This is a genomic window from Okeania sp. SIO2F5 (genome assembly GCF_010692685.1).
Lineage (GTDB): Bacteria > Cyanobacteriota > Cyanobacteriia > Cyanobacteriales > Microcoleaceae > Okeania > Okeania hirsuta.
This window is the reverse complement of the sequence record NZ_JAAHGU010000131.1, coordinates 1-20,134: the sequence shown is the minus strand read 5'-3', so window position 1 is coordinate 20,134 and position 20,134 is coordinate 1. Positions and strand designations below refer to the sequence as shown.

Below are 20,134 nucleotides of genomic sequence, written 5' to 3'. Positions count from 1 at the left end.
GACTATTGTGACTCACGAATTGGATAAAATTCATGGTTCCTATAATAATCGACTCAAATATAATAAATTAATTCCTTGTAATTGTAAAACTTGTAAAAATACTCAGAATCCTCACTTCTACAAATTTGAAAAATTAAAAGAACGGAAGAGTAATGGTAGACAAAAAACTAACTGCGATAATTATCCTTATTATGAAGTTGATATCCGAAGTTTAATTGATGATGTAATAGACAGAGACTTGAGTAGAGAATTTTTACAAGCTAGCCATTCTAGAAACTATACAATAAATAATAGCAGTGGCTCAGTAATACATATTAATGATAATCAGATTATTGGCAGTCAAACTATGAATCAAAAATTTGTTAATGACCAAAGCCGAAAAATTGAAAATCAAGACGGAAATGTTGTGGGTAATGTATTCGGTGATGAGAGTAAGATTCAAGATAAAGTAACAGTAAATTCTCCTGAAGCAGAAATAGAAAAACCCAATAAATTTGGATTTCTAGATTCCTTGACTTGGATGCAGAATGGGCAAATTATTTACTACTTGTTATGTACAATATTTGCCATTATTGGCATTGCTATATTATTTATCCATCCAAAATCAGTAGAGAAATTTCAAGAGATATTTCTCGCTCCGCAATTGGAAAAAGAATTCGATCAAAAACAGTAATATTATGTCTAATTACAGCTACACAGTTTTAGCTGTGTCAATCTACTACAAATTTTACTTTTGAATTTTTAACTTCCTAACGCACCCGACAAACCTTACTTTTGACTTTTGACTTTTGACTTCTGACTTGATATAAAATTGCATCCTCAGAAAATTGATACTTTGCCATTAGTCTAATCCATATTCATTTTTTAATCTAGCTTGTAACTGCTCAAAAACTAATTCTCCATCTTTCACATTTCCCGCTAAAATTTGTTCAGTTGCACGATCAATTTTTTGGCGTAATTCCTCTAGTTGACTATCAACTTCATTATGATCTTCAGCTAAAATAATGATTTCCACTTTTTGACCTGCTGCAAATGGTAAATCTGATAAAACCAACTGCTGAGGATTATCAATTATTAGAGATTTTTTGTAAGCATTTATCGGTTTAATTAACTCCTTAATATTAGGTATTTAATATTATAATTGCACTAACTTTGATCGAACATATTAGGACTAAGTTCAACGAACTTCTGACTTTATAGAAAATGGTACATTACGACGGGTTGTTAAATACTTTTCAGAGTCTAGATTTTAGCTGTGTCACGCCACTACAAATTTGACTTTTGAATTTTTTACTTCTGACTTCATAACGCTCGACTAGAATTAAAAATCGCAATTAACGCTACACCCACATCTGCAAATACTGCTTCCCAAATATTTGCCAACCCTGCTATTCCCAACAAAATAAACAACCCCTTTACTCCTAGAGCAAAACCAATATTTTGCCAAACAATGCGACGCGTTTTCCTGCCAATTTGTATTGCTTCAGCAACCTTAGAAGGAGCATCGGTCATAATTACAACATCCGCAGTTTCAATTGCAGCATCCGAACCAATGCTACCCATTGCTATACCAACATCAGCACGAGCAATAACCGGAGCATCATTAATTCCATCACCAACAAAAGCAACTTTCCTATTATTCCGATATAGTAATTTTTCAATGGCATTGACTTTATCTTCTGGTAATAATTCAGCTTCATAACTATCTAAATCTAAATTTTCTGCCACCCGTTGAGCAACTGTTTGATTATCTCCCGTTAACATGACAGTTTTTTCCACACCCAAATTTTTCAAAGATTTAATTGCCCGAGCAGCATCTAATTTAATCTGGTCAGATATTACGATATAACCAACATATTTACTATCAACTGCCAAATGAACTGCAGTATCTCCAATATCACAAATATCGTGCTGAATATCTTCTAAATGTAACAGGCGATCGCCTCCCGCAATAACTGTTTTATTACCAACTTTTGCCTTAATTCCACACCCGGCAATTTCTTGATATTCTGAAACATCAGAATTATCAATTTTCCTAGAATTATATTTATAAACTGCTTGAGCAATAGGATGATTTGATAAAGATTCAACTTTAGCTGCTACTTCGATTAAATCTGGTTTAGTCAAGCCATTTTTTGTGACAATATCTGTCACCTGAAGTTTACCTTCTGTCAAAGTTCCAGTTTTATCAAAAACCACAGTTTTAATCGCAGCTAAATCATCTAAAAATGTAGACCCTTTGACTAATATTCCTCGTTTTGCCGCTCCACCAACTCCGCCAAAATAACCCAAAGGAATGCTAATTACTAATCCACAAGGACAGGAAACTACTAATACAATTAAAGCTCTATTTATCCAATCTGCATAAGTAGCACCGGAGATAAATAGAGGAGGCAGAAAAGCGATCCCTAAAGAAATAAAGACAACTATTGGGGTATAGTACCTGGCAAAAGTTGTCATAAATCTTTCAGTTTTAGATTTTTTAGTTTTGGCAGTTTCAACTAACTCTAGAATTCTGGAAATAGAAGATTCAGAAAATGGTTTAGTTACGCGAATTGTTAATAGTCCCGTTTGGTTAAGCATTCCTGCTAATATTGTTTGCCCAACTGTAAAATTTCTAGGTATTGATTCTCCAGTTAAAGCAGAAGTATCAACTTGGGAATTTCCAGAAATAATTTCACCATCTAAGGGGATTTTTTCTCCTGGTTTAACAACTATCTCACTACCAACTTCTACTATTTCAGGCGAGACTTTTTGTAGAGAATCGTCAATTTTTAAATTTGCATAATCTGGACGAATTTCTAATAATGATTTGATAGAACTACGGGAACGTTTTACAGAATATTCCTGGAATGTTTCGCCAATTTGATAAAACAACATAACTGCCACTGCTTCCGGCAATTTATGAATAGCGATCGCTGCTAATGTAGCTACAGTCATTAAAAGATTTTCATCAAATATTCTACCTTTCAAAATATTTTTTCCAGCGCTGGTCAGTACAGTCCAACCACTATATATATAGATAGGAATAAACACTATATATTTTCCTATTCCATAGGCACTATTTTGTAATTTTTTATAGAAAATTAAACCTAAAATATAGATGATAATAACTGGAAGTAGAGGTAAAATTTCCTGTTTTAAACTTGACTCTTGAATAGGTTGATTAGTATCAGTATGGTTTTCTTCATGGTGACAGCTATAACAATGAGAATGATTATGATTACTCATTTTTATTCTGCTCCTCAAGCAACACAATTTTTATTGTCAACATTATAATCAATTAAATTCAAAATTAACGTATATATTATTTCTATTTAATATCTTAGATCGTGTTTCTTTAAATAACCACTTCGGAAAAATTTAGGGAGTAGGGAGTAGGGAGCAAGAGGAAATTTATTTGCTTCCCATGACAAACAGAAAAAATATTCTCTCTCCAGAGAAGAACATTTTTATTATGGCTAATTAATGATGCTTGATATTATAAATAAGGACTGAGTAGTTAGGTAGGAGAACCGTCGGATTGGCGACCTACAGTCAAGAGGGAAGAAGAAGGAAGTTTTTTATCGCCAATTAAACAAATATAATATTCAACTAAAATTAATAGAAAAAAATTATAGAAAACAGGAAGGAAGAGTGAAAAATCCAAAAATGCTCGAAAAGATTGTTATATCATGTCCGGATGATTAAGTATAATAAAAATATTTTCCTCTCAATGTTTAAGAAATATCCCAAATTTCCACTCCGTTTCAAGTCTTCCCTCTTGAATTTACACCTAACACCTACAACCTATAACCTACAACCTACAAACTGTATAATCACTAATTAAGCGGACATGATATTAGTAGTGTACAAGTAGTGATTACCCCAAAAATAAACATAGTTTATAAGCAAATAAAGAAAATATTGACCTACTCCAATTCTATATCATGATAATGTTTACAATATAAGTAACTTAGTCTTAAAAAATGTGTAATTAATTTTGTGTACCTGCTTAAATACTATTCCAATATAATTCCAATATATAGCAATTCTCAAAAAGCGTAAGGTACAAAATTCGTTTGTTTTAGGGAACAGGGAATAGGGAATAGGATAGAAAAAAGATGGCGTTGCACAGTGACGAATGATTTTATATTTTTGATGAACAGGATTTTGGATTTGATAATTGCTAGAATGACTAATTAATGGTTTTTTTTAGTTAAAGTCTAAACTAATTTTTGGTAATATCATTCCATAATGTGCAACCCCGTCTTCCTTCCTCTTCCCTCTTCCGTTTACCGAATAATTAAGGTAAAAATCCTCTCATAAGCAAGGAGAAACAAGCGGTCGTTAGCGCAGCTTCCCGTAGGGTGGGATGGCGATCTTCGGAGCGGGTCTGTAAGAACGGGTCTCCTCGCCATATCCAATCGACCAAGAGAGAAAAAATTTTCCTTTTATTCAATCCTCTTCCTTTTAGGGAGAGGTAATTATCAATTATCAATTATCCATTATTGAACCTCTTCCCTCTTCCTTTCAAATTTACACCAAACCTGCTGCTTGTAATGCTGTCCAAACTCTATTTGAACACATCTGCGGTGTCAGAGTCGCGATCGCCAACCACTTAATACCCAGAGGTCCGACTTCTGGATCGTCACTACTAAGATTAGTTGGTTTTGGTTCCACCCTACATTGATAGATAATATTTAAACTATGAAGTACCTTCCCCTCCCCTTGAGGAAAAAAATTCTCTGCTATTGTTAGCAGTCGCTCTACTTGAAAATCAGTAATTCCTGTTTCTTCTCTAATTTCCCGCGCTAGTCCCTCCATCAGGGTCTCTTGTGGTTGCAGTCCCCCTCCTGGTAAGTCCCAACAATTAGGTTCTGGGTCTGTCATTTGATGCAACAACAAAACTTGATTGTCTGCGACGAAGAACCCCAATACTGCTACTCTCAATCTTACTTCTGTTTGCATTTATTTTAATTAAAATTAACTCAACCTCTTTCAGATATTAAGTTGAAGTCTAGTTATTTAGCAATTGTATTTGAGCTGATAAAAATGCGATCGCTCTAGTCACATAGAACTCATTTGAGATTTATTTAAAAAGAGATGGAGAGTTAGGGAGATGGGGAGTATTTTTCTACCTTTTTCCTTTATGCTTTCCCCTGATCTCCTGACTCGGTCCTCAGTCCTCCTGACTCCTAGTCAAAAAACGCCGGTCCCAGACATTGATACCATTTGAGATGTATATTCATTTTTAGTTGGACAATATGTAATCTTAAAGACTTTCACAAAAAAGTTTTCAGATATTCTAAATATTAATAAACTTATTACTAAGTAGTTATACTTAGATTTATCTCATTTATCTATATTAAAGACAATAATTATACTCTTTTCTCTGAGATTCAAAGTTCATCAGAACTGCTCAACAACTTTTAGGCCAGATGCAACCTCTGAAAAAACATCATCAAGAATCCTCATAGCTGAATATATAAGATCGAATTCTCTAAATCAATATTCAAATATATAACTTTTTTTTATGATTTATATTTTTATAGTCTTTATTTGGTTATATTTTTAGATATTTGTAGAAAAACTTTAGCGGTCTGTTTCTCAAAAAAATGATTTATGTTAGGATTAGTATATGATATTAATTACCAATAAAAATTGGGAATGTATACTAGGGCGCATTTTGTTAAGAGACAGGCAATAAATGGTTGATGGCATCGGATTAACCTAACTGGTAGTTCCAGGTTTCACCCTATTGAGGTACTAAATTAGGGGATGTCATTATCTTGAAAGCAATAATAAGAGTATTAGAGAGAAAAAAATTACAGCTAGGGGGTATCTATAATGATTGACTTTGATGGGTTTTACATTTTACTAACAGCTACAGTTTATTTGGGATTAATTTACTTAGCATTGAGCTGGATTCCAAATAGAATTAAGAAACTTGGCTAGAGATTAGAGGGTTATCAGATAGGGGATCGAGGTAAAAACTTTATTCTAATAAATATGATTATTGGAGCGATCGCCTATTAACCCCACCTTTTTCAAGCAAAATATTTTCATTAGTCTGACCGATAATATTAAGAAAAGTAACTAAGTCAAAATACTTATTATAAAATTAATTATCTAATTTTTTTAAGGGTACAGAAAGAAACAAACCAAACTCTTGAGCAATATTACAACTAACCCTAGCATGAACCTTGCCTTGGCAATCATAAAAACTAGCTTCTGAAGTTAGTGGAAAAATTCCTTCGTGCCAAATATTAGGATGTATATATAGTCCCCGAGTGCCATCAAAATAAAAAGCTTTAAAATCTTCTGGTTTCACATCATCACCAGGTAAAGCTAAAAGTACAACAAATGGCGAACTATTCAGAGGGAAAAATAATTGCCCACTGTCTGGATGATAATTTGTATGCCATAACAAAACACAAGAACGATCTAATTTTTCCTGGGGAATTTTTTGAGCTTCCCCAGGATTTTTTGACCAACCAAATAGATATTGATCGTTCACTGCTTGGTTTCTACCATACAAAAAATCTCCTTCCCACCACACATCAAAATTGCCTGCAGTAGTACCACCTTGATTACCTGTATCTACATCTATCGAACGCCAACCTTGAGCAGGCCAAGTAACAATTTCAATGGGAAAATTTCGATAATCATCTACCAGTTGTCCATAACCTTTGAGTGACTCAGGTGTAGCGATGACAATTGGCAGTTTGTACCAAGGCAGTTCCAGGGGTACATCAGGAGAAAGATAATCAATTGGTTGTATCATTGGTTAAAAATATTACAGCGCTTTTATATGAGACTAAAATGCCTCTATCATTGACTTAGCAGAGTTCTGTCAACTAGATAATTGTGTTTCAACAAACAGCCATTTCTACATTTGCTTGCCGTTGTCTTTTGCAAATCTCTTAAAAGTTTTGTTCTGATTCTAGTGTAACTATCTTTTTTGAATTTGGTATGATTAATCCTATCTAACTACTGTTCGCTCATCCTACCCTATGGCAAAATACAGCGTTTTGCAGAACTATTAGGTACAATAGTAATAATATTAAATGAATGGAGAAAGTTTTCAACAATTTATCCAAGAAGAATTAGGTCCCAAATTATCGCCTGGAGCGGTAGTAGATTAGTTCTCTCTCGCATATTTACAGTTCAAACCCTCTAAAATAATCCTGAATCAACCACCCATATAAAAATTGGGCGTTGCTGAATAAATGTATGATTTCACAGGAAGACCGAGGAGTGAGTCAGGAGGAGTGAGTCAGCACAGTAGGTAGAAACAAGTTTTTCGGTGATTAAATTAGGAAGAAATAGGTATAATTTGCAGTATTGTTTTGGCTGAAAATTTACCACTAGTTGAATTTCATACCTCAAATCAGCAACGCCAAAAATTGTAAATAAGTGTATCTATCTCCCTATTGACCAGAATTTAATCCCATCAAGCATCTACGGTAGGAACTAAAAGCATTTATCCGCAGATTTCTTCCCATAAACTTTGAAGCAGTAACCAAGTTGTTAGAATTATACCATGTCCGGATGATTAAGTATAATAAAAATTTTCTATTGAAGTTATCTGGAAGGAATATCCCAAATTTGTGCTCGGTTTCCAGTGTTAGAGCTTGAATTTACACCTACGACCTACCACCTAAGAACTTTAGTATAACTAATTAAACGAAGATGATATTAGGTATTCAGTTGTGTTCCTTGGAGCAAATAAAATTTTTTTTTTACTCACTGTTGTTACTGTACTGATTATCTCTGCAAATAGCTGTATTATTGATCTAGATATATCAGACAGGAGTAGGTAATAGAGGAAACTTCAAAAAAATTTGTATCGCTCACAAAACAGCAAAAAATGAATGTTAAACAGGCAAAAATTTATTTCAGCTTAGGTAAAGCCTTAGCAAAAAAGAGAGAATGGAAAGAGGCGATCGCTGCTTATCGTCAAGCAATTGAAAGAAAACAAAATTTTGCAGATGCTTACCACTTTTTAGGTGATGCTTTGGTAGAAACAGGAGATCAAACAGAAGCAATAAATGTTTATAAAAAAGCAGTTGAAATCAACCCAGAATTGTGGGAAGTATATCATAAATTAGGGAGTTTGTTGCCAGAAATAGGAGAGTTAGAAGAGGCGATTATTAATTATCATAAATCTATAGAATTAAAGTCAGATTTTTGTTGGTCTTATAATAATTTGGGAGATGTATTAGTTAAGTTAGAGCAGTGGGAAGAAGCGGTTAATGCTTATAGTCAAGCAATAGAATTAAATCCTAACTTTCCTTGGACTTATTATAAGTTAGGGGATGTATTGGTAAAGTTAGAGGATTGGGAAGAGGCGATCGGTGCATATCGAAAAGCAATTGAGTTACAGCCAGATTTGGTAGGAGTACATGAGAAATTAGCTAATACCCTAAATAAACAAACTAGATTAGCTTCAGAAGAAATTATTTTTTCATATCGCCACGCTATAGAAGAAAACCCCGATAGGCTCGATAATTACTACAAAATACTAGAAATAATACCCAATGATTATACTACAAACTTGCAGTTAGCAAGTACTTTCTTCAGAACAGGAGAATTAGCTCAAGCTATTGTTTTTTCTAAGAAAGCAATTGAGTTACAACCTAAAAATTTTAAAGGTTATGCACAACTAGGCGATATATTGAGTCAGCAGCAAAATTGGGAGCAAGCTATCAATATCTACCATCAAGCTTTGCAGTTTATTCCTGATAACTGGGAACTAATTCTCAAGTTAGCAGATGTGCAAGAAAAGCAAAATGATATATCAGGAGCAATAGCAAGCTATCAGAAAGCTTTACAAATTGAATCCAATTTGGCAATCAAAGAAAAACTTACACTTTTGATGGAAGTTGAAAAAGAAAATCAACATCTTCATCTAAAAACAAACGAGGAAAAGATTACGATCGCTCCTACAGAAAATCATGTAGATTTAGGTCTAAAATTTGCCAAAGAGGGTAGGTTAGATGAAGCTGCTGATAACTACCAAAAGGCACTACAAATTAATCAAAATTCATGGCTAGTTTATCACGATTTAGGTGATATTTTCAGAAAACAAGGAAAACTAAATGAAGCTGTTGATTGTTATCGTCAGACATTAAATATTAATCCTAATTATTTTTGGTCTATTTATAATCTGGGAAAAGTTTTTGTTGCACAAAAAAAATTAAATGATGCTGTTATTTGTTATCGTCGTTTTTGTGAGTTACAACCAAATAATAATCAAGTAAAAGAAGAACTTGAACAATTATTATTAGAAATTAATAATCAAGCTATTCCAACAACAGTAGAAGTTAATAATATTACAATATTTGTTGACGATTTACAAGAGTCTTGGTGTAATTGGAAAGTAACTCAAAAAGTTAAACTACTTGAACACGGCAAAATTATAATTCAACAAGATACAAGTACACCAGGTATAGAAAAAATTATTACTTCTGTTGAATCAGATTGCTTTTACTTCATAGAATATGAACTGAATACAAAATTACAACAAGGAAATATATTCATATCAGTTGTAGATATAGACAATAATCTACAGATAATTAGCCATGAATATTTGAATCAAACTGGAACTCAAAATGTCAAGGGAACGTCAAATTTTAGGACACCGTTTAAAACAAAAAAATTAACAATAAGGTTTCTGGTAGACAAACCAAAGATAGAAGAAGAAGTTAATTTTAAATTTCTTAAATTAGTTAAAATAGCTAGCTCTAGAAAATTTAATCCTTTAGATTATGAAAGTTCCCAACTATTCAAATCACAATCAGTTAAAACTGTGGCTTGCATGGCATCTGTTGGTGAACGAGAAAGTATGCTATTTGATGTGATTAATTGCTTATATCCTTTTGTAGATAAATTATGTGTTTATCTGAATAATTACTCTAATGTTCCAGACTTTTTACAAGACCCGAAGATTGAGTATATAAGATCGCAAGATTGTGGAGATTTTGGTGATGCAGGTAAGTTTTATTGGGTAGAAGATAAGTCCTTTGATGTTATGTTTACAGTTGATGACGATCTATTATATCCTCCAAATTACGTTGACAAAATTATTAATAAATTAGATGAATATAATGGAAACGCTATTCTTGGTTGTCATGGTGTATTTATCAAACAACCACTAATAGAATACTATAACCAACAAAATAGACATACACTCAGGTTTTCCCATGCTCTTGATCTGGATAGGCAAGTTCATGTTTTAGGTACAGGTACAGTTGCTTTTTCTCTCACAAAGAATACAATGAAAAAGAAGGACTTTTTATTTAGAAATTCTGCTGACGTATGGTTAGCACTGTATGCACAATCTAAATCAATGCCTTTAATTTCTATAAGCAGACCAAGAAATTGGATTGTAGAAAACAGTAGTGAGTTACATATTCAAACTATATATAGCGAATCTCACACCAAAACTAATTCTTGCTTCAATTCCAGTGCTGTACAAAATCATGCCTTACGGAAATATAGTCCTCTAACAATTAAAACCATTGTTCATCAAGGTATTGCCAGACCAAAATTTATATTTGCAATCAAAACCTGGAATAGATTAGACTATCTACAAAAATGTATTGAGAGTTTTTTAACAACAAGAAGTTTAGATTTTGAGTGGGTTGTTATCATAGCTGATGATGGTTCAACAGATGGGACAGTTGGTTATCTTCAAAGTCTGACAATTCCCCATGAACTTCATGTAATATACAATCATGGAGTATATGCTTGCGGTCAAACCAACACAATTTTCGATTTGAGTATGCTGATAGGGTTTGATTTAGCATTTCATGTTGACGATGATATCTTTTTTATTCAGTCTGGATGGGATAAGTTATATGCGGAGGCAGTCAAATCTAGTGGTTATGAACATTTATGCTACAGGAATTGGCAACAATATCTAAATTTAAAAAGGAAGCAGTCTGACCCAAATTTCCAATTAGCTGAACCTACTTATGATTCTTCAGGTAAATGTGAGTCAATTGTGGATGTTTTTTCTTGCGATGGAAGTTTCTTTACTATCACTCCAAATGTTATTAACCGAGTAGGTTATACAGATGAAAAAAATTTCCCGATTAGAGGACAATGGCATATAGATTATTCTGCACGATGTGCTAGAGCTGGTTTTAATACAGAAAAACATTTTTTCGATGCTAAAAATAGTAATGAATACATAGAGCTACAAGCTAACTCTGAAAATTACAGGTGTAGTTTACCCTGGAATGAAAATTATAAAAAAACCAAAGAACCTGAAGAATTAAAACGAAGAAATCTGGTTGTTAAAAATTCAAATAGAATTTATGTTTCTCGAAAAGGAAGGACTTTTATAGAGGAAAAGTTAAATCAAAAGTTTACCAAGCGTCAAATTAATTGTGTTTATAATTTTACTCATATAAATGATGTATTTGAAAAAGTGTTTGTTCTTAATCTTGATAGGAGGCAAGACCGTTTAGAAAAAGTTTTACGACAGACTAAAAAACTAGGTATAGAATTTGAACGTTATTCTGCAGTTGATGGTAAAAAAGAACCAAATCTGTCAGAATACCAGGAATATTCTCAACAACCTCTAGTCAATTTTCCTCTTCAAGAAACTTTTATTTCAACATGGAAAGAGTTTTACCTAAACCCAAATATCAGCATCATTAGCAAAGTAGCCTTTGTAGAAAATAAAAATAAGGCCAAGGCGATCGCCTCTCCTGGTGCGTGGGGTTATTTAAAGTCTTATATTGCAATATTAACAGAGGCTATTAGTAAAGATTATGAATCAATTTTAGTGTTTGATGATGATGTTATTTTTCACAATGATTTTAACCAATTATTCTCTCAAATATATCAACAATTACCTGACAATTGGATGATACTACAATTGGGGGCACTTCAATATGATTGGGGTGATGATTGGATTAGCTGGCAGACTAAAAATTTGTATTTATGCAATGGCTCTAGTGTGGGTTCTCATGCAGTTGCTATACATTACTCTGCTTACCCGATACTTTTAAACTATTGCTTGCTCTACAATTTGCCTTTTGATATTGGTCCGTTAACTGCTGTTCAAAATCAATATAAAGACAGATGTTTTGTGTTTTCTCCTAATCTAGCAATTCAAGATGTTTCAGAAAGTGATATATCCTCTTCTGAGAAACAGTCACAGGAGGCAATAAAAGAAAACAATATATATCGTTGGCATCTTAATGACTATAGTATTTACCTTTAAAGTATGGTAATCTATCAATGATTTAATCAAACTAGCTTTTAATATTAATTGCAATCTGAACAGATGATAGATTTTAGTCAATTACACAAGAATGCTATTTCAATAAAAAGCATAAAAGAGTGCAAAATTATGTGTAACTCTAATTTGAATTGCAGGTTGACAGGTTCACTTTTCTTTGAAAGCAATGTCAATGTAGTTAACAGTGAATTTATTTCATCAAAATATCGGGGTGCTTTTATTGGTAGGTATTCATACATTAACCCTGGTGGAATTATTAGAGATTGTTTTATAGGTAGATATTGCTCTATAGGTCGTCGCGTCTCAATTGCAGCAGGACAGCATCCATATCATTATTTATCCACTCACCCATTTTCATCTAGTTGTTTATCACCCAAAAGTTCAATTACTAAAAAAGAATTGGAGAAATCAGTTTTACCGGAAGGAAAAAATATTAAAGCGACTGTACCACTAACTACAATTATGCATGATGTGTGGATTGGAGATGGAGCAGTAATTGTCAAAGGAGTGAAAATAGGTGTTGGCGCAGTAGTAGGAGCTAATGCAGTAGTTACTAAGGATGTGCCACCTTATGCTATTGTGGCAGGAGTTCCTAGTAAAATACTGGGTTTTAGGTTTAGAAATCATATTATTAATGAGCTACTTGCTAGTGAATGGTGGAATCTAAATCATGAAATAATTGTTAATAATATTCCGGCAAAAAATATAATAGAATCTTTAGAAAAATTAAAAGAGTTAATACAAAAAAATAATTCAGGGCAGGAAAAAGAAGATATTTTTTTATTCACAAATTAAAACTATCAAAGTAATATCTTAGGTATTGCTTAACCATACCCTGATTCACCAAAATAAAATTGCTAAATATATAATTTAATGAAGATAACAAACTTTATCAATTCTTACTAGGATTAAAAAAAATTATGATTAAAATTGTATTTGCTACAGGAACAAGATGTGGTAGTGAGTTTTTGATTAAGTTAACTAATTCAGTCCTGCAAGAAAATCCTACCTGTATCTCATCAAAATTTTCATCGTTGACCCCGGGAAGAAACGAATCAGTAAACAAAGAAATTCTCAAACCTAACTATAAATTTTTCTGGCAGCAAAATCAGCCGTTAGAGTATTTTAGACTACATAATATTGAATCCGTAAAAATAGAACATCCTGGAAAAGATATGTTAGCAGTAGAGATTTCTTCATCTTTTCCAAAAGCAAAATTTTTATCTACAATTAGGCCTATTGAAGAAATTGTTTTAAGTCACAGTCTAATTCCCAAATGGGGAAAAAAAAAGGAAGAGGTTGTGTCTAATTGGATAGCAGACTTGAATATTTTAGAATATCTAGGCTCACTTGGAAGACTTTTTATATTAGATATAAATAATCATAAATATTTTAGTTCAGATAAGTTCTTAAATTTTTTAGAGTGTGCAATTACCGATCGGTTTAAATATATGGAATCTAATTGGCCTAAGGTAAATAGTCTTGATTATCAACTTGGGAAAAAGGGTAAGGTTAGTGATTTATCTCATAAAAATACAGCTTTAACGCGCCAGGAGTTAATAGATTTGTATCCTATTATTCCTAGTATTGAAGAACGTTATCATAAGCTTTTGAATTAAATAAAAACTAATTATGATTCAATTTTTATCATAAAATGCTGTTCTCGGTGTAGGAAGTCTAGTTATATAAAATCCGGTTATACAGTAATCGCACCATTCAATGAAGTCAAAAGTCAAAAGTTATATCATGTCCGGATAATTAGCGGTCAAAAAACTTTCTCCTTCTGCTGCTGTTTTTTCTTCTTTCTTTCCTCCTGATATCATATCCGGTAGCATCGGTATTGTATAGCAAAGGTAAGGAAGAAGGAAGAAGGAAGAGGGGAGAGGGAAGAGGAAAGAAGAGGGAGGAAGGCTATTGAGCAAGAAAAAAATCTAAATTTCCTGTAGATATTCATCCTTGGGTTTACACAAACGATACCAACGGACATGATATGACTCAGTCGTTCCCCTCCTGGGAGGGGTTAGGGGTGGGTTAACTCCTGAATTCTCTGTCATTTATTTATCACTGTTCATATCATGTCCGGTTGAATAATTAGACTTTAGTGGAAGGAAGGCAGAAGGCAGGAGGCAGGAGGCAGAAGGTTTTCTCAAGAGTGTCACCTTAATTTTATACCCCACATTCCGCACGTCAATTTGTAACATTAAAAGTAATATACAATTTCTATTATTGGTAAATATTTATACTGTATAAATTACTTCTCAAAAGTCAAATTTTCAGTTAAATATTAAGCATAAATACTTACTGAATTATTGACTCCTATTGACCACTATAATTTTCTTCTTACTTTTGACTTTTGACTTTTGATTTTTGACTTATATTTTTATACTACGTTTTGTCGTGCGGAATGTAGGTTATACACAAACGATGCTACCGGACATGATATCAAACGGACATGATATTACACTTTGGAGGAAGGAAGACAGAAGGGAAAGAAAGGTTCAAGGCCAGAAGTTTTTTTTATAACTGATTATCCGAACGTGATATTACTTCTTACTTTTGCCTTTAGCCTTTTGACTTTTGACTTGTATTTATGCTACATTTTGAAGTGCGTAATGTAGGTTATATTGCTCCTACTAAGTTTTGCCATTCTGGTAATTCGGTCAAATAATAAAAGTTTATTTCATGGTCGCGATCGCCTGAAAACTGTGTAAATTTATTTATCCAATCTGCTATAGTTTGCGCCTTCCAATAAGGTGTGTATTTGAGAGAATCTTTTAAATACTCAGCCATTCCTTGATAATTATAATGATAATACTCATACCAAGCAACCCAAACTAAAGTATGATAACGTATTTCTGACTCAATTTTACAGATAAATTTAGGTAAATCATCTCTGGCAAAAAATTTATCTAGAACAGCGATCGCATACTTACTCTGTTGAATACTATTAGCAGTTGTGTTACCTTGGTGTAGTCTATAAGCGACAGCTATTTGACGTAACCACTCAAATTTACAACCCTCAAGAGCTAAACGTAATACTAAATCAACATCATGGCATTGTCGCAAAGCAATATCGAACCCACCCACGCACATTAACCAACTACGGCGCACCATCATTGTACTTGTAAGTACAGGTTTCCACTTCAACCAAGTTTCCAAGTCTAGTTTGGGTGCATATTCCCAAGGACAGATATCAGATATACTTTCACCACTATGATTAACTAACTGCCAACCTGTATGAACACTTCCTAATTCAGCATCTTGCTCAAAATATTTAACTTGTTGTGATAGTTTGTCTGGTGAGAGAAAAAAATCATCTGCATCTAGAAATGCAATTAAATCACCATTGGCACTCTCAATACCTCTGTTACGAGCAGCAGCAGAACCTTGATTGTCTTGATAAAAATAATTAATCTTGCTAGAATAAGATTCCAGCACCTTCTGGGTAGAATCCCTTGATCCATCATCAACTACAATAATTTCATAATCAGTATAATTTTGATTGATCACACTATCTATAGCTTGAGTAACGTACTTTTCTCCATTATAGACAGGAATTATCACACTAATTTGTGGCATTTTTTCAATTGGTATAAAAAAACTTGTTTGTAGTTGGACTACGATCCTGACTGGAGACTGAAGTTAAACTACAAACCTGCTCCTTATAATTAGGGCTTGCTGATTAAATCTCAAAGCCTTTACAGATAAAGTTTTTAGCTTTTAAAGGAGCGAAAAAAGTGCGCCTGTTTTCGGTGTAAAAAGCTCATGTATGCTAGTATTTTGAGCAGACAAGGACAGAAAAATCAAGGAAAAATTGTTCCGACTACATCTTCTGTAATCCACTATTTCTTCTGACTACTGACTACTACAAAGAGCAAAAAGACTTTTGAGCGCAAACCCTAATTAGAACGTTCTAACTAAAAGTTTACACTAAACTCAAGTGAAGTCATTCGTAATTACATCCCAATCAGTTGCAGCAGTACCAGGATTAACAACAGAGTCACGAGTACCATCATTGTTCATTAACCAGATGCGGTTTTCTCCAGTGGTATTGTTATGCCAGAGAAGATCGGGGACTCCATCTGCGGTAAAATCTTCCACTGCCTGCACATCCCAATCAGTTGCAGCAGTACCAGGATTAACAACAGAGTCACGAGTACCATCATTGTTCATTAACCAGATGCGGTTTTCTCCAGTGGTGTTGTTATGCCAGAGAAGATCTGGGACTCCATCCCCATTAAAATCAAACCGAACTGGTTCACTATTGTTCGCAGTAGGAGTTGTCACCGACACATCATAAATATCAACCTCAGCACCAGCGTCATCATTACGATCACCTAAAAACAGCATATTGGAAGTTTGATAAACACTTGATAAATTCCCCAGGTTGACTCCCGTGTAATCTCGTAAATCTCCACTAAGAATAGCATTGTCATCAGCAAAGAGAGTATAGGTGTCTCCCGATACTTTAATATTATAATCTCGCTTCTGAGTAGTATCTAAATTCACTCCTTCTGATTGTACTAGATCGGTGGTAGATGTGCCTGTGACATTTTGCGCCCAGATACGATCTTCCTCAAAACTCAATTCGATCGCCTTAGTAGTATCTTCACTAACCACAACGACACTGAAACCTGCACGATCATTCTTTCCATCATTGTTGTAGTCGTCGCCGTTGTTTTGTTCTGAGTTGACATCGATAGTAAAGTTAACCATATAACCCTGAGTATTATCCAGGGTAGGGAAATCAGAATTAACTAGAGCATTTTGTGCTGTGTAGTTGCTGTAACCTGCATAAATGGCATTGTTACCGGTAGTATCTAATTGAGTTGCATCAGTGATAATGTTTTGAACATTTGAAGGATTAATAGGCGGGTTGGTGTTAGTTAGAAAGTTGTAATGTTGTAGCCACTGACCGCTAGCTGTGGCGTTTGTATCATTAGGAAGTTCCCCTGTTGTGCCGTCATAAAGAGTTTGATTAGTACCAGATATTACTGTATCGCTGCTGGCGGTGGTGAAGTTCCAAGTTGTAACATCTGAGAACCCAGCGTAATTGTTTCCAGCAGTGTCTTGTATTGCTCCTGCATCTATCTCGACATAATACTCTGTTCCTTCTGCTAGGTCAGCAGTTGGGTTGATAGTAACTTTGTCGCCAGTGATGGATACTGTAGCTGCAACGTTTGAGTTATCACTTGCCTTCTTCAAGGTAATGTTACCACTGCCTGCTTGGAGATTTTCATCAAAGTCCATGACTAAATTTACATCTACTGCAACACTACTATCATTATCAGCAGGGGTAAAGGTTTCAATTTTAGGTGCAGTGGTATCTGATCCACTACTATCACTTACTATAAAATTGTCTATTCCGAAGTCTTCATTTGCTGCATTAAGGCTCACTGTTAGACGTAAATCAAGAGTGGAACCTGTACCCGCAATCGCCTTAGTAAAAGTCTGTGCTGCATCACCAAGTGTTGTCCCATCACCACTACCATTGAAATCAGTGTCTTCCTTAAAAACACCGTTAGTTCCATCGTCTTCATTTTCGTCTAGGCGAAATTCGAGAAGAGGCTGAAAGCCTCCGCTATCAATTTGGTATTCTACTAGGATATAGTCTGAATTGTCAACACTCCCTGGAGAATCAAAGAATTCTGCAAAATCACCGCTAAATTCTAAATTTGTTAGCCCATCAATATTCACACCAGACCAAGTTAGTGACACAGGTAGTGATGCTCCCTCACCATCTAAGTCCATACCTGTTAGAAAATTTCCCGAAAAACCGGTATAGCTTTTGATACCTGAAGGAGCAGAATTACCATCATAATCGCCACTATTAGTACCATCTGAGATACCGAAGTAGTCTTGAGCACTATCAGAGAAGAAAGGGGTACTTTTTGTAAATAGCAAATCATTGTCAAAGGTTTCGTTCAAAACCGTCATGTTTGTTTCTCCTGTTGTTTCTATTGTTAATTTATACCTGCCACCCTCAACATAATTATAACTATTTGTACCACTACCTTAAATTTAATACTTATATATTAACCCTAACTTTTTTTAGCTTTTTATTGTTATAGTTACAAGTTGTTTGGGGTACTTTTTATTTTTTCAGTCAAATTGCTTTCGTGAATTTACTGAGGCTTATTTTAAAGAAATGGTAAAGTTTCAGTAATTACTTGAAAATTGTCTTTCTATATCAATAAATATACTGCAATCGGCAAAAATATATCTATACAAAAATATTTAGTCAAACCAAGTTTCTCAACAAGTAAAATTATGTAGTTAATTTTCTCTATAAAATATATAACCCATAGTATCCCAAATTCAATTTTAGTTCTTGACTTACAGCGGTTTTCATTTCGGCACAGTAGGGGCGAATGGCCATATAGCCTGACGGCATGGGCTTCGCAAGGGCGCCCCTACAGGGTTTTGGTTATGACGATGTGGTTCATCAATCAGCAAAAGCGCTGTAATGCACAATCTGTTATAGCTATAATTAGACTCGGAATAATTAGGAGACAATGATGGAGAAGCGAACATTAGGTAACTCTGAAATTGAAATTACCCCAATCATTATGGGTACATGGCAAGCTGGAAAACGAGGATGGGCAGATATTGAAGATTCTGAAACTATCAAAGGAATAAGAGCGGCTGTTGATGCAGGTATCACCACAATTGATACTGCTGAAATTTATGGAGATGGTTACTCAGAAATAATAGTTGCTCAAGCATTGGCAGATGTACGAGAACAAGTAATTTTAGCAAGCAAAGTTTTTCCGAATCATCTCAAATATAACCAAGTAATAGAAGCTTGCGATCGCTCCCTCAAAAACCTGAAAACTGATTATATTGACCTCTATCAAATTCACTGGCCGTCTGGTGCATTTAATAGTGAAATTGTACCAATTGAAGAAACAATGAATGCTCTTAATAAACTTAAAAAAGAGGGTAAAATTCGAGCAATTGGTGTGTCTAATTTTTCTCGCGAACAAACAGCAGAAGCAGCTCAATATGGTCAGATTGATAGTACCCAACCACCCTATTCTTTATTCTGGCGAAAAATCGAAAAAGAAGAAATGCCTTACTGTGTTGAAAATAATATTTCTATTATTGCTTATTCTTCATTAGCACAGGGATTATTAACAGGTAAATTCGGACCAGACCACAGATTTGCTGAAGGGGATATTCGTGCTAAAAATAGACTATTTTATATCAAAGAAAACTACGAACGAGTGCAAACAGCCTTAGAAAAACTGCGTCCTATTGCAGAAAGTAAGCAGTGCAGTCTCGCTCAACTAGCGATCGCCTGGTTAATTGCTCAACCCCAGACAAAGGCTATAGTTGGAGCAAGGAATGCCGAACAAGCTACTGCTAATGCTAAAGCTGGAGATGTTAAATTATCTGAGGATGAGCTAGCAGAAATTGATGCGATCGGACGAATAGTCACAGATCCTTTAGACGATCGCCCTGTCATGTGGGATTTTTGAAGCAGGTTGTAGGCGATAGGAGATGGGGAGGGTGGGGAGTGTGGGAACCCACCCCTACTGCTCCCAGGAGGGGAATATCGAAAAAGATTTGGCAATGGCGTATCGGTTGGAATATTTGTTTATAGTGAACCCGAGCTGATTTGATATTGCCCCTACACCAAACAGAAAATTGCCTCTAATATCATGTTCGGATGATCACTTATAATAAAACCAGAATCATTACAGTAGATGTATTCAAACTTTATGGCCAAAAAGATGGCGATATAGCTGCCGCACTTACTCCGCCAACGCCAACTACCTTTATGTTCAAGCGATCGCTTATAATTGAACAGCCCTAGTTTGAGGCCACCAATGGAAGCAAGTTAGTCCTTGTATTAAATCATGCTGTTTCATTAGTTGTTGGCACCGAAAGACT

At 34.4% G+C, this 20,134-nt stretch carries 12 protein-coding genes and 1 pseudogene; 6 read left to right on the top strand and 7 right to left on the bottom strand.

What is annotated here, in order from left to right; genetic code table 11:
* A pseudogene (locus F6K27_RS26660) lies at window positions 1–673 on the top strand (GTPase); the annotation flags it as partial.
* 168 nt (window positions 674–841) lie between these two features.
* Here the strand turns inward: F6K27_RS26660 and F6K27_RS26655 are convergent.
* From F6K27_RS26655 to F6K27_RS26640, 4 genes are all read right to left on the bottom strand, one after another.
* Complete coding sequence (locus F6K27_RS26655; RefSeq protein WP_287279174.1) at window positions 842–1,054, bottom strand: hypothetical protein; 213 nt, start codon at window positions 1,052–1,054, stop codon at window positions 842–844.
* 248 nt (window positions 1,055–1,302) lie between these two features.
* A complete protein-coding gene (locus F6K27_RS26650; protein ID WP_287279173.1) occupies window positions 1,303–3,231 on the bottom strand; it encodes a heavy metal translocating P-type ATPase in 1,929 nt (642 codons plus the stop codon).
* Window positions 3,232–4,518: 1,287 nt separating this feature from the next.
* Window positions 4,519–4,950: an NUDIX domain-containing protein gene (locus tag F6K27_RS26645; protein ID WP_287279172.1), complete on the bottom strand. Its 432-nt coding sequence runs from the start codon at window positions 4,948–4,950 to the stop codon at window positions 4,519–4,521.
* Window positions 4,951–6,103: 1,153 nt separating this feature from the next.
* Window positions 6,104–6,766 carry an ureidoglycolate lyase gene (locus F6K27_RS26640; RefSeq protein ID WP_287279171.1) on the bottom strand — a complete coding sequence of 221 codons (663 nt, stop codon included), beginning with the start codon at window positions 6,764–6,766 and terminating at the stop codon, window positions 6,104–6,106.
* 1,086 nt (window positions 6,767–7,852) lie between these two features.
* Here F6K27_RS26640 and F6K27_RS26635 point away from each other — a divergent pair.
* From F6K27_RS26635 to F6K27_RS26625, 3 genes are all read left to right on the top strand, one after another.
* Complete coding sequence (locus F6K27_RS26635) at window positions 7,853–12,220, top strand: tetratricopeptide repeat protein (RefSeq protein ID WP_287279170.1); 4,368 nt, start codon at window positions 7,853–7,855, stop codon at window positions 12,218–12,220.
* A 63-nt stretch (window positions 12,221–12,283) separates the two neighbouring features.
* The gene (locus tag F6K27_RS26630) at window positions 12,284–13,033 is read left to right on the top strand and encodes a CatB-related O-acetyltransferase (protein ID WP_287279169.1); all 750 of its coding nucleotides are present in this window, start codon (window positions 12,284–12,286) and stop codon (window positions 13,031–13,033) included.
* Window positions 13,034–13,158: 125 nt separating this feature from the next.
* On the top strand, window positions 13,159–13,857 hold the full coding sequence (locus F6K27_RS26625; RefSeq protein ID WP_287279168.1) for a hypothetical protein: 699 nt from the start codon (window positions 13,159–13,161) through the stop codon (window positions 13,855–13,857).
* Between the two features lie 312 nt (window positions 13,858–14,169).
* Here the strand turns inward: F6K27_RS26625 and F6K27_RS26620 are convergent, their stop codons facing one another.
* The 3 genes from F6K27_RS26620 to F6K27_RS26610 all read right to left on the bottom strand — a co-directional run bounded on the left by F6K27_RS26620 (window position 14,170) and on the right by F6K27_RS26610 (window position 18,175).
* Window positions 14,170–14,292, bottom strand: a complete 123-nt coding sequence (locus F6K27_RS26620; protein WP_287279167.1) for a hypothetical protein — start codon at window positions 14,290–14,292, stop codon at window positions 14,170–14,172.
* A 565-nt stretch (window positions 14,293–14,857) separates the two neighbouring features.
* Window positions 14,858–15,817 carry a glycosyltransferase gene (locus tag F6K27_RS26615; protein ID WP_287279166.1) on the bottom strand — a complete coding sequence of 320 codons (960 nt, stop codon included), beginning with the start codon at window positions 15,815–15,817 and terminating at the stop codon, window positions 14,858–14,860.
* A 357-nt stretch (window positions 15,818–16,174) separates the two neighbouring features.
* On the bottom strand, window positions 16,175–18,175 hold the full coding sequence (locus F6K27_RS26610) for an Ig-like domain-containing protein (RefSeq protein WP_287279165.1): 2,001 nt from the start codon (window positions 18,173–18,175) through the stop codon (window positions 16,175–16,177).
* Between the two features lie 581 nt (window positions 18,176–18,756).
* Between F6K27_RS26610 and F6K27_RS26605 the strand changes: the two genes are divergently transcribed.
* A complete protein-coding gene (locus F6K27_RS26605) occupies window positions 18,757–19,719 on the top strand; it encodes an aldo/keto reductase (RefSeq protein WP_287279175.1) in 963 nt (320 codons plus the stop codon).
* Window positions 19,716–19,844, top strand: a complete 129-nt coding sequence (locus tag F6K27_RS26600; RefSeq protein WP_287245186.1) for a hypothetical protein — start codon at window positions 19,716–19,718, stop codon at window positions 19,842–19,844. The genes F6K27_RS26605 and F6K27_RS26600 overlap by 4 nt, the downstream gene beginning before the upstream one ends.
* Window positions 19,845–20,134: the final 290 nt, after the last annotated feature.

Coding starts and splice junctions, on each gene's coding strand:
- F6K27_RS26650 (WP_287279173.1), bottom strand. CDS start 3,231: ATGAGTAATCATAATCATTCTCATTGTTATAGCTGTCACCATGAAGAA.
- F6K27_RS26645 (WP_287279172.1), bottom strand. CDS start 4,950: ATGCAAACAGAAGTAAGATTGAGAGTAGCAGTATTGGGGTTCTTCGTC.
- F6K27_RS26640 (WP_287279171.1), bottom strand. CDS start 6,766: ATGATACAACCAATTGATTATCTTTCTCCTGATGTACCCCTGGAACTG.
- F6K27_RS26635 (WP_287279170.1), top strand. CDS start 7,853: ATGAATGTTAAACAGGCAAAAATTTATTTCAGCTTAGGTAAAGCCTTA.
- F6K27_RS26630 (WP_287279169.1), top strand. CDS start 12,284: ATGATAGATTTTAGTCAATTACACAAGAATGCTATTTCAATAAAAAGC.
- F6K27_RS26625 (WP_287279168.1), top strand. CDS start 13,159: ATGATTAAAATTGTATTTGCTACAGGAACAAGATGTGGTAGTGAGTTT.
- F6K27_RS26620 (WP_287279167.1), bottom strand. CDS start 14,292: ATGACAGAGAATTCAGGAGTTAACCCACCCCTAACCCCTCCCAGGAGG.
- F6K27_RS26615 (WP_287279166.1), bottom strand. CDS start 15,817: ATGCCACAAATTAGTGTGATAATTCCTGTCTATAATGGAGAAAAGTAC.
- F6K27_RS26610 (WP_287279165.1), bottom strand. CDS start 18,175: ATGACGGTTTTGAACGAAACCTTTGACAATGATTTGCTATTTACAAAA.
- F6K27_RS26605 (WP_287279175.1), top strand. CDS start 18,757: ATGGAGAAGCGAACATTAGGTAACTCTGAAATTGAAATTACCCCAATC.